This is a genomic window from Priestia sp. AB, from assembly GCF_028369225.1.
Lineage (GTDB): Bacteria > Bacillota > Bacilli > Bacillales > Bacillaceae_H > Priestia > Priestia megaterium.
Map to the genome: position 1 here is coordinate 639,258 of NZ_JAQMYN010000003.1, position 11,116 is coordinate 650,373.

Below are 11,116 nucleotides of genomic sequence, written 5' to 3' on the forward strand. Positions count from 1 at the left end.
CATTTTAACTATCTTTTGTGATATCTGCCGGACATATACGAATTACTTTTGATAAGTCACTTAATGTTAACTGTATCTGGTGACCTACACGCCCGCCTGAAAAGTAAATCGTTTCGCAGTCTTCTGCTGTAGAGTCAATGAAGGTTGTGAACTGCTTTTTCATTCCGATAGGAGAACACCCGCCGTGAACATATCCTGTAAGAGGCAACAGCTCTCTTTGAGGAATCATTTCTAAGGACTTTTCACCAGCCGCTTTTGCCGCTTTCTTTAAGTCAAGCTCCTTTTCAACCGGTACCATGAAGACATAATGTTCTTTTGATTTCCCTACGGTCACCAGTGTCTTGAAGACTTTAGCAAGATCCTCCCCGAGCGAAGTAGCTACCTGTACCCCACTCAGATTTTTAGTTTCATAAGAATAATAATTGTACTCAATTTTTTTCTGATCTAAAATTCGCATGACATTCGTTTTATCTGCTTTTTTACCCATAATTATCACCGATACCATCATAACACGTTTTGTTTTCATATCTCCATGTATTAGGATAGGTAGGTTAGTAAGGGTTATTCATATCCTTTATATGACAATGAATCTAATATGCTGAATAATGACTTTTCTCAACCCATTGAACCCGCTTTTTTCACAGAGAAAAAGCCACTAGAGGTACTAGTGACTTTTTCATTTCTATTTATTCAATTATGCTGTTACATCAATACGTTTGTTTTCTCTATCGCTACAGATTTTCACCTTAACTATAAAGATGACATTTTACTACTTTATGCTTGCTGTCAATCACTGTGTCGTCAGGTGTTTCTTTCATGCAGCGGTCAAATGCGAACGGGCATCTTTTATGAAACGCACAGCCTGAAGGCGGATTAAGAGGAGAAGGAATTTCACCTTTAACCTCAATTTTTTCGCGTTTTTCATGTTCGTGAATCGCTGGGACAGATGATAAAAGAAGTTTTGTGTAAGGGTGACGAGGATTTGAAAAAATCTCATCTGTTGGTCCTTCTTCTACTAATCTGCCTAGATGGCAAAAGAACATACTTCAATGCTAAACTTGTTCAAATTGTTTATCGAGCATGTACAGCAGTCGGCTGTAAAAAAAGTCAGCATTTGACGTTTTAATCTACTGCGTCACCAATACCAAAAGGCAGGCCGTTATAATGGCCTGCCTTTTGGTATTGACTGAAGATACGTATAGGAATCTACACAAATTTTCATCTATTAATAAAGAAGAAAAACAGCGCAAGCATCTTTAGCTTTTACAATATTTCAATATACCCTTCTGTTCCATGTACGCGAATTCGCTGACCGTCTTTTATCAGCCGAGTAGCATTCTCTACTCCGACAACCGCTGGCAATCCGTATTCACGTGCAATGACTGCGCCGTGAGTCATCAGTCCGCCAACTTCCGTAACAAGCCCTTTTATCCCTACGAATAACGGGGTCCAGCTAGGGTCAGTAAAGGAAGTGACTAATATATCTCCATCTGATAGATTAGCATTTTCCATGTTTAAAATGACGCGCGCTCGCCCTTCTATCACTCCTGAAGAAACCGGTAAACCTACAATTGCTTTGGACGGAAGATTTTCTCGTTTGTACGCACCTGTAACAATTTCGCCATGAGACGTGATTACACGCGGCGGCGTTAGCTTTTCATATAATTTGTACTCTTCTTTTCGTTTGATGATGATTTGGTCATTCATTTTATGTGTGCGCACGACTTCTTGAAGTTCTTCAAACGTCAGATAGTATATATCTTCTGTTTCAGAAATAACACCGGCTTTTACAAGCTGAGCGGCTTCTTTCAGCAGAGCCTGCTTATAAACAAAATAACGATTAATCATGCCATATTTGGGATATTCACGATAACCGATAAAATTTCGGATGAGATTAATCTTTTCTTTTGTTTCTTTTGCTTTTTGTTCACCATCCGGCAATTGCTTCAAGCGGTTTAATAGCTCTTGCTCTTTTTCCAAGGCTTCCTGTAGGCCTTTTTCAAATTTTTGCTTGCTAGCATTAGCCTCAAAGTTTTTAATATTACCAATAATTACAGGAATAAGTGCAGCCGGCTTTTCGCTCCAGCGAGTTTTCGTAATATCGATTTCGCCGGGACATCGCATTCCGTATTTGCTGAGATAATCATAGATAGCGTCTTGAGTTTCCTGTCCGCCTTCCAACTTGACCAGGTTCTCCAAAAAGTTATCATCTTTTACATGTTTTAAATAATGAATTACTTCTGGATAAGGACGAATCACATCCGCGACATCCAATAGCGCCAGACCCATTTCTGATGTAATATTGTTTGGTACAGATTGAGAAATCACGTCTGCTGCGTTTTTTTCACCTAGCCACGTCTCCATTTTTTCATTGATCCATGATGAAGCATCCATAGCGGCCATAAACACAGCTGTACTTTGTGGGTCAAATAAAATCTTCTTTAATGTCCCGATATCTTCTGAAATAAAATCGACTAATTCCGAACCAGATTTCGTTTGGATGGTTTGCCTTAGCTCTTCTATTGATGCTTGATTTTTCTTGATCAAGTCAGAAACTATGGTCGAGTCGTTTTCGATTTGTGTCTTAGGCTTCGTAGGCGGCATGCTTTTTTTGCTTTTACCAGAACTTTGATCATTTGGTAAAGGTTTTATAAAGTCTCCTCGCTCTATTATGCTTGTAAGTGCGTCTTTCATGAGCGGATCATGTTGTCCCATGGCGCCTAACATCATTTTTCTGCTGTCAGGTGAAGCCAGCATAGGGGTGACATCAACAAACAGCCTTCCACCGGCTGTACGCATCGGTGCATTAGTTGTTAACAGAAAAAAAGACAATCCGAGTGGTTTCATGGCATCGGTCATCATTTGTTGATGTCCAACAGATATATAAACGCGATTTTCCTGATCATGTGCTTCAGGAATTGGATATAAAGTAGTGATTGGACGACTTTGGACAATATAAAATGTATCATCAGCCAAGCACCATTCAATATCTTGAGGACAACCAAAGTAAGCTTCAAGCTGTCTTCCAACGCGTTCTAGCTGTAAAATTTGAGAGTCAGTGAGCGCTTGCGTTTTTTGTAGATCAAAATGAACTTCCTTCGTTTCTGTTCCGCCTTCTTTTAATCCGCAAATAGCTACCTTTTTAGCTGCTATTTTTTTATCGACGATTTCGCCTTCTTTTACTTTATAGCAATCGGCAGAGACCAAACCTGACACTAGCGCTTCCCCAAGTCCAAATCCCGCATCGATTGATAACAGCTTTCGGTTAGAAGTAATTGGGTCAGCGGTAAATAAAATACCTGAAGCCTGCGGGAAAACCATTCGTTGAACAATAACCGATACGTGCACTTGACTATGGTCAAATCCATTTTTAATACGGTAGGTTACCGCACGATTTGTAAACAGGGAAGCCCAGCATTTGCTAATGTGCTGCAGAATAGCTTCTTTGCCTCTAATGTTTAAATAGGTGTCATGCTGACCAGCAAAAGAAGCATGTGGCAAATCTTCAGCAGTCGCACTTGAACGAACGGCATAAGCATGCTCTTCCCCAAACTGAGAGAGAGAATGAATAACCGCTTTTACAACGTCAGAAGGAATTTTTATTTCCAGAATGATTTGGCGAATTTTTTCGCTAATTTCATCAATTTGATCTCGGTCATCAGCTTTTAGCATCGTCAGCTGATTCAGTAACGCTTGAAACGTTTCATTTTGTTCAAAGGCTTTTTGATACCCGGCCGCTGTCACACAAAATCCTTCCGGTACTTGTATTCCTTGAATTTTTGATAACGCGCCTAAATTTAAGGCTTTTCCTCCAACAAGTGAAAGCTGTGTATCTTTTATTTCTTGAAAGCTAAGAACTAAAGAGTTCATTCAACATCTCTCCTAACCGGTAATGTTTTATTGATTTTACCAGCAGTAAATGAGAATAAACAGTCTATATCGGCGTTTTTTTATGTGGTATAATTAAAGTAGGAAGAGAAATACATACCTTTTTGTTTGCGGTTACATATTTAAAAGTTGTATAACTAACTTATCTAATTGATTCGTATCCTTTTTAAAGCAGGTAAGTACACATTTGAAGGATTTGTTGTTCTTCCTCATTTAACACTTTCTTTTTAGAGAATAAAATTTCAACATCTCTCCTCATTTTAACCCTTCTTTCATTTGGTCACCTGAAGAGTCTAGCTCATTAGATGATTAACTCTCTTTGTTTGAACTATTCCGAAACCATAGTATTACGAAGGTATCTCTTCGCTCGTTTTCGAGCAAGTGCATAAATAATCACCTGCAGCACAAGCACCGCAAGGCTTATCAGTACTACTTGTTCGACAGAATTAAAGGGCGAAAAATATTTCTCCCATTTAGAATCAGGAAGCCTTAATGCGTTATAAAAGTATGACGTACTAAAAGAAATGATATTTCCTAAAACAAGTGATAAATCCGCTCTAATAAGCCCACTTAGATAAGCCAGTGCTAGTGTAACTATGGCCATGATTATATAGTTTACCTTTGAATCATCTTCAAAATCTTTTCGCATAGATAAATAAACATATGGAATGCAGTAAATGGTAAAAATTATAAAAGGAAGTAGTCTTCTCATATAGTAATCTCTCCAATATTTAGGATTCGACATAGTTCTCTATTATTATAAATTACCGAAGAGAATTTTTTCCAGTTTTTTGTACATAGAAAGTATCTAGAATTGCTCCTTAAGGCAAATTAAAAAAGCACTCACAGGAGTGCTTCTTTACAGCATATTTATTTAAACAGGACGTGTGTTTTAATCAACCATTTTCTGTTTACTGATGACAATTACTTCTTTATTTTTCTCCTAAAATGGCTACAGGGCTAAATACCTCGTAATGAATACGTTCGTTTGGTATATTCCATCTACGTAATGCTTTAAGAATAGCTTCCATAAACGGAATCGATCCGCAGAAATAAAAGACAGCGTCTTTTGAAGGAACAACGGATTGTAACAATTCTAAATCAATATAACCCTCTTTATCAAAATCAGTACCAAGTTGATCCCCTTATTAGGCGAGCTATAACAGATGAAGGAGGTAACATTTTCGTGGTTGTATGTAGAACTCATTGTTGTTTCTCCCCTAAAAAACTAATTTTAGATTATGCATGCATTATATTTCCTGTATGCTCCAATAAAAGAAAAAACGGTTTTTCCCCTTTGTTATAAATTAATGATTAGTAAAAGTTTAGGCCTAATTTTTCATAAAAACACTAATACGTAAATCTTATGTTTGTTAAGAAAGAACGCTTATGAATTTGATTTCTTCTCAATAAGGTAACAGCATAGTTGGGTACGCTCAAAGAGAAAGCTGGCTTCTAATAATCGTTTGTAATTTACTGCCTTCATGCATCTAACCTATACGAACCGAACATCGATAAGTACGTTCAATCTCATTTTATTCTTTAACTCAAATGCATCATCAATGAAGACAATTAGTTTCCCTTGGGAGTCAATAAACTGAATGAATCCTGTCTCTGTTATGCATTGACCTCTCTTGTAATATGTAAGGTAGACTTGTTTGTTTGTATGTAAGGCTTCAATCAAGATGAAATTAATCTGTTCCATTTGATCTTCTGTTAAAAAAGGTTGAGGTACCTCTGCTTGTTTTTTTATCATTTCCTGTAATCCTCTGTATTGCTCGGGCATAGTGGCAAACGGTCGCCATTTTTTCATTCCTCTGTTTTGCATGTCATCTTCCTCCTTTATGCTTTATGACCTCCTAAAAGGCCGTTTCGATAACGAGCTGTTGAATGCTCGAGATGGCTTGAAGCTCGCAGAACGCTATTCTTCCCATAACGCATACGAATTTCATCAATTGTTTTAGCAAGGGCATAGGCTCTTTCACGCTGGCCAATATCTTCAAATAAGCTCATTTGCTCTTCTTCTTGAATACTAGTGTTCGATAAAGAAATTCCAATCGAACGAATGGGCATTCCGCTATCAAATGTGTGTAGGATGGTTAAACAATAAGGAAAAATATCTTGACTTAGATTCGAAGCCCGCCCCATCTTCTTTTGTCTTGAGAAGCCGCCACCTGTTTGTTTGCTGTAGCCAATGGATAAATGAATAGTTTGTGCCACGACTTGATGCATACGTAAACGAAAGCACACATCGTCTAATAGTTCTAATAGCAGCAATTCTACTTCTTTTCGATTTGTATAGTCTCGAAACAGAATTTGACTCTTCCCGAATGATCGAGAGCTCGGAATATACACCTCAGAAATGCGACTAAAATCAATTCCATTTGCATGTTGGTGGATTTCCTCTCCTAAGACACCAAATTCTTTACGTATCATCTCTACAGAAGAAAGAGCGAGTTCTTTTATGGAGTGAATGCCCAAACGATTTAAGCGTCTTTCCGTAGCGGACGAGATTCCCCAGAAATCCTTCATTGGGTGAATCGACCATAATTTGAAAGGAATATCTTCGTATCGCCAATGAGCTACTCCTGTTGTGCTATTCTTGGCCTCATGATCTAAGCTCACCTTAGCCAGTAAGAGATTCGGACCTATGCCTGCAGTAGCTGTCAGCCGTGTTTTGCGGTAAATCTCGTTGATGATTTTACAGGCTAATTCTTTTGGTGTGCGAGCGAATAAATGCAAAGAAGCTGTGGCATCAATAAACAACTCATCAATGCTATACGCATGAAAATCCTCAGGAGCCACATACTGTAATACCAAACTAGAAACATAGTTCGAAGCCTTGACATACCTCTCCATGGATGGATTTACGACATGGATATCTTTCCTTCTAGGAATGTCGAAAAGACGGCTGCCTGTTTTGATCCCTTCTTTCTTTAATAAGGGTGTGGCAGCTAACACAACTGATCCCGACCGCTTTGTATCTCCTACAACTGCCAACTTTGTTTTTAATGGATCTAGCCTACGTATCACGCATGAAACAGAAGCAAAGAATGCTTTCATATCAATACAAATAATGACTCTGTTTGGTAGATATTCATAATCCATTGGAATAACTCCTCAAATAAAGAACGTTTGTTCTTTATTGTATACGAACAAATGTTCTTTATTCAATAAAAACTCTAAATTTTTCCCGATTATTGTTAATATAATAGGAGACAAGAATATTACGAGTAAATTTGGAAGATAAAGGAGATGGGAAATGAATAAGAAAATGACTAATTATATTATCTTTTTTTCATGGTTTTTGTTTTTAATTCTTTTATGGATTATCTTCTCATTTTTTAAAGGTGAAAATGGACAGTGGTGGTCTATGTATCGTTTAAATGCAGACAAATACGGCCTTTGGGCTTTAGAGATTTCTTACATAAAGTTTAGTATTGCTGCTTTTATCTCATTAGCAATAGCTTATATAGTGAGTTTTGGATTCAAAAGAAAAAGATAAGGTCAAATCAAGTGCTTTGAAAGTAATATATATCGTTGACTTTAATCGGAATAAGAAATAATGATAAAAAGACCTTAATTAATATGTTAATAAGGTCTTTTCAGTATCTATAAAATTTATTATGTATTTTATAGATATTAAATAATTGATTTTACTTTTGGATGTTTAGCCCATTTTCAAAAGCTTTATAAGTTTCGTAGTACTATATTTATAAATTTTCTTGCATGTAATTAAATCTCATTAATTAACAGAATAATATACGCGTTTTGAATATTATTTACGGTCTTCTCAAAAGATAATAACCATATTAAACTACTTAATGTACGCGATTTGAATAAAGATTTTGGTTTTTAATATTATTTTTATTTTAACAATGCATAATGAACGGAAAATTGATAATTTTTTAAATTTTATCAAAAAAGTTTATTTTTTATATTGAAATATGTAATTTGACTGTTTATAATACAAAAAAGATAAGTTATTTGCAGTTTGAGTTGTCTGAAAATTTAATTTTTTATGAAGAATATTATTACTGGGGGTTTCACCGTGTCAAACAAAGTACCGTTTTCCTTTATAGTAATCATTGGTTTAATGTTATTTGCATTATTTTTTGGAGCTGGAAATTTAATATTCCCTGCCATGCTTGGTCAGTCAGCGGGAGCAAATATCTGGTCAGCAAATGCGGGTTTTTTAGTTACTGGAGTAGGCTTGCCTTTACTTGGTGTACTAGCTTTTGGATTCTCTGGAAAGGAAGATTTACAATCTTTAGCAAGTCGCGTACATCCTATCTTTGGTTTAGTATTTACAACTGTTCTTTATCTAGCTATTGGACCTTTATTTGCTATCCCACGAACAGGTAATGTCTCTTTTGAAATTGGACTTAAACCTTTCATTTCTGAAGGCTCTAGTTCTATAGCTTTACTCATATTTACTATTATATTTTTCAGTATTACATGCTTTTTTTCTCTCAATCCGGCGAAAATTGTCGATATTGTCGGAAAATTCTTAACGCCAATTAAATTAACATTCATTGGAATTCTAGTTCTAGTAGCTTTTATTCATCCTATTGGAAAATTTCAAGCACCTACAGAAAAATATGTAACAAACTCTTTTTTTAATGGATTCCAAGAAGGATATCTAACAATGGATACTCTTGCATCTTTCGTTTTCGGAATCATTATTATCAATGCAATTAAAGAGAAAGGCGCTAAAACAAAGAAGCAAATTATAACTGTTTGCCTAAAAGCTACGGGAATTGCTGCTATTATTCTTGCAACTATCTATTCTGCCCTTTCATATATGGGTGCTTCAAGTGTAGAAAAGCTTGGGCATTTAGATAATGGTGGTGCGGTGCTAGCGAAAGTTTCTGATTATTATTTTGGAGAATATGGAGGATTACTATTAGGCTTAATGATTACAGTAGCTTGTCTGACAACTAGCGTAGGACTTATTACTGCATGCTCTTCTTATTTCCATAAATTATTACCATCTATTTCTTATAAGAAAATTGCGATTAGCCTATCCATATTTAGCGCAATCATCGCAAATGTCGGATTAAATCAATTAATTTCTTTTTCAGTACCTGTTTTAACAGTTCTCTATCCATTAGCAATTGTTCTAATCTTTTTGACATTCCTTCATTCTTTATTTAAAGGATGTGCTGAGGTATACCAAGGTAGCCTATTCTTAACGTTTGTTGTAAGTTTAGTAGACGGATTAAATGATTTTGGCTTACACATCTCTGGTATCGATCAATTATTTACTTACTACCTCCCTCTTTACCATATCGGATTAGGCTGGATATTCCCAGCAATCATTGGAGGCCTTTTGGGTTATGGAGTTAACTTATTTAAAAACAAAGAGCAAATTACTTCTAGATCAACGAGGTTAAATAAATAATAAGTTAACTTTAATTATCTTAAATAAAACAAATACAAAAAGAGTCTTTACTTCTTATGAGGCAAAGACTCTTTTTGTGAGTTTTCTAATATATTTAGACGATGCCTCTTCTTGTGCATTTTTTATAATTAATTTAAATGAATAATTATATTATTCATAAAACTAGTTCGTAAAAGTCTGTATCTTCAAGAGGACGTTCGTAAATTCTCTTTAAACTTACATAAACGATAAAAATAATAGATTTTTTATATACACAACTTGTTCGTAAAGGTATACTTTTACGGACGGTACATTTAATTCTTTTCCAATTTACTATGATATTCAAAAAAAGTTTTACACTTCTTTTTATTTTTGTAACTTTTGGTTGAAGGTCTCAGCAATAAATACAAACTCTATATCGTCTTTATGAATAAAAAAAGTAGTACATCCATCAATATCTGTAACCCTATTGGATTGAGAGCATACAACATCTATTTCAACTAACTCAAAATTGACAGCATCAGTATTTTCAACATCCAAACCAGTTGTTAAACAGTGAATACTATCTCCAAAAGACTTGAAAATAAGTCTTTTTCCTTTTAATTCCTCTTCGTTAACTTCAAAATACTCATTGTCCAATAAGCCTTTAAAAGATGATGTTTTCGGAAAACATTCAATATGATGAATACCTTGATAATATCTTAAACTAAACATATAGGGATGTGTTTCATCTGGCTCAATCTCAATGCCGTATTTATAAGTGAAAGTCTTATAAACCATTTCATAAAACAAGGGCATGACAATATCGTCCCAAGCATAATAAGCATGGGCATGTATAGGTATTAGATGGGGGTATAAGCTTGTAATTGCTTGCTGAAAATTCAACAAAATTTTTGTATCTGTAAGCTCAGATAAAGAAACGTCTATTTCATGATTTTTTATCTTCAAGATCCTATTTATCAATCATCATCTTCTCCCCCCTTCTCATTGCGCTTAATTGTTTGAAAATAGATTTTAATTATCTATATCAGTAGCATTAAATGTATCCTTTTTAACGTTTAATGTATGACCACTAATTTTAATTATTTCGTTATTTATCCACTTTACTGTGGCTGTTTCTTGAGGATAGTTCCAATAGATATTTTTTCTTTTATTGAAAGTTTTGTTTGTATCGATTAATTCTCCCCTTATAGCGAACGGAGTAGTGGTGCCACCATTTCATCAAACTCCGCATTTAACTGTTCTTCTTGAATCCAAATCTCACTCATATAAAACCTCCTTCACATATAAAAGACCTGCAGAAGCTAATAATTTTTCTTATTTGGCTTTAAAGATTTGTTGCATATTGTATAGAAAAAAAGTTAAGGTTCAAATTTGTTGTCTAAAATAGCCGTGCAAATAACATCTGGGGGAGTAGTAAATTCCTTTATGTACAAGAGCAAAATAAAAAGCAACCTCATTTTTGTCATAGGAGTAAGGTTGCTTTTTAGGATTCACACTCGTTGAAGAATGAATGCCATAACCATTAAATTATATCATATTTTTCCAATTTATTTATATTTTTCTTGATGCTGCATATGTATAAAAGGTTCGCTTTTTATACATCGTAGCTTCAATCACCTCAAGAGGAAAAGCTGATGTATCAAGGATGTATAAAAAGCTGCATATCCGATAAACATCATCCTACTCCGAACCCTTGTCCTGCATGGGTTCATTTTTTTGCTTGGTTCCTTGAAGAGGTATTATGTAAACTATCTTTGTACAGAGTATACAGCTAAAAAAAGAAAAACCTACCTTTGCAAGATGGAGGTAGGTTTTTCTTTAATCATGTCAGATTTTTAATTT

At 35.2% G+C, this 11,116-nt stretch carries 9 protein-coding genes and 1 pseudogene; 2 read left to right on the forward strand and 8 right to left on the reverse strand.

The window, feature by feature from the left end:
- Window positions 1–4: 4 nt before the first annotated feature.
- The 6 genes from ybaK to POF52_RS12905 form a co-directional block, all read right to left on the reverse strand.
- Window positions 5–487 carry a Cys-tRNA(Pro) deacylase gene (gene ybaK, locus POF52_RS12880; RefSeq protein WP_026106770.1) on the reverse strand — a complete coding sequence of 161 codons (483 nt, stop codon included), beginning with the start codon at window positions 485–487 and terminating at the stop codon, window positions 5–7.
- Between the two features lie 259 nt (window positions 488–746).
- Entirely contained in the window at window positions 747–1,043 is a 297-nt protein-coding gene (locus POF52_RS12885; RefSeq protein ID WP_255323442.1) for an oligopeptide/dipeptide ABC transporter ATP-binding protein, read from the reverse strand.
- A 220-nt stretch (window positions 1,044–1,263) separates the two neighbouring features.
- Complete coding sequence (ppsA, locus tag POF52_RS12890; RefSeq protein ID WP_271993083.1) at window positions 1,264–3,870, reverse strand: phosphoenolpyruvate synthase; 2,607 nt, start codon at window positions 3,868–3,870, stop codon at window positions 1,264–1,266.
- 346 nt (window positions 3,871–4,216) lie between these two features.
- A complete protein-coding gene (locus POF52_RS12895; protein WP_176584898.1) occupies window positions 4,217–4,600 on the reverse strand; it encodes a hypothetical protein in 384 nt (127 codons plus the stop codon).
- 783 nt (window positions 4,601–5,383) lie between these two features.
- Entirely contained in the window at window positions 5,384–5,716 is a 333-nt protein-coding gene (locus POF52_RS12900) for a YolD-like family protein (RefSeq protein WP_016766650.1), read from the reverse strand.
- A 14-nt stretch (window positions 5,717–5,730) separates the two neighbouring features.
- Window positions 5,731–6,996, reverse strand: coding sequence for a Y-family DNA polymerase (locus POF52_RS12905; protein ID WP_271993086.1), 1,266 nt, complete (start codon window positions 6,994–6,996; stop codon window positions 5,731–5,733).
- Between the two features lie 154 nt (window positions 6,997–7,150).
- Here POF52_RS12905 and POF52_RS12910 point away from each other — a divergent pair, with 154 nt between their 5' ends.
- Together POF52_RS12910 and brnQ are read left to right on the forward strand one after the other, a co-directional pair.
- A complete protein-coding gene (locus POF52_RS12910; RefSeq protein ID WP_271993088.1) occupies window positions 7,151–7,393 on the forward strand; it encodes a hypothetical protein in 243 nt (80 codons plus the stop codon).
- Between the two features lie 546 nt (window positions 7,394–7,939).
- The gene (gene brnQ / locus POF52_RS12915) at window positions 7,940–9,292 is read left to right on the forward strand and encodes a branched-chain amino acid transport system II carrier protein (RefSeq protein WP_271993089.1); all 1,353 of its coding nucleotides are present in this window, start codon (window positions 7,940–7,942) and stop codon (window positions 9,290–9,292) included.
- A 345-nt stretch (window positions 9,293–9,637) separates the two neighbouring features.
- Here the strand turns inward: brnQ and POF52_RS12920 are convergent, their stop codons facing one another.
- On the reverse strand, window positions 9,638–10,234 hold the full coding sequence (locus POF52_RS12920; RefSeq protein WP_271993092.1) for a hypothetical protein: 597 nt from the start codon (window positions 10,232–10,234) through the stop codon (window positions 9,638–9,640).
- Between the two features lie 51 nt (window positions 10,235–10,285).
- Window positions 10,286–10,477 (reverse strand): annotated as a pseudogene (locus POF52_RS12925) (DUF5412 family protein); the annotation flags it as partial.
- Between the last annotated feature and the right edge of the window lie 639 nt (window positions 10,478–11,116).

What these genes read in the sequence shown, in the direction of transcription:
- ybaK (WP_026106770.1), bottom strand. Translation starts at nt 487, where the DNA reads ATGGGTAAAAAAGCAGATAAAACGAATGTCATGCGAATTTTAGATCAG.
- POF52_RS12885 (WP_255323442.1), bottom strand. Translation starts at nt 1,043, where the DNA reads ATGTTCTTTTGCCATCTAGGCAGATTAGTAGAAGAAGGACCAACAGAT.
- ppsA (WP_271993083.1), bottom strand. Translation starts at nt 3,870, where the DNA reads ATGAACTCTTTAGTTCTTAGCTTTCAAGAAATAAAAGATACACAGCTT.
- POF52_RS12895 (WP_176584898.1), bottom strand. Translation starts at nt 4,600, where the DNA reads ATGAGAAGACTACTTCCTTTTATAATTTTTACCATTTACTGCATTCCA.
- POF52_RS12900 (WP_016766650.1), bottom strand. Translation starts at nt 5,716, where the DNA reads ATGCAAAACAGAGGAATGAAAAAATGGCGACCGTTTGCCACTATGCCC.
- POF52_RS12905 (WP_271993086.1), bottom strand. Translation starts at nt 6,996, where the DNA reads ATGGATTATGAATATCTACCAAACAGAGTCATTATTTGTATTGATATG.
- POF52_RS12910 (WP_271993088.1), top strand. Translation starts at nt 7,151, where the DNA reads ATGAATAAGAAAATGACTAATTATATTATCTTTTTTTCATGGTTTTTG.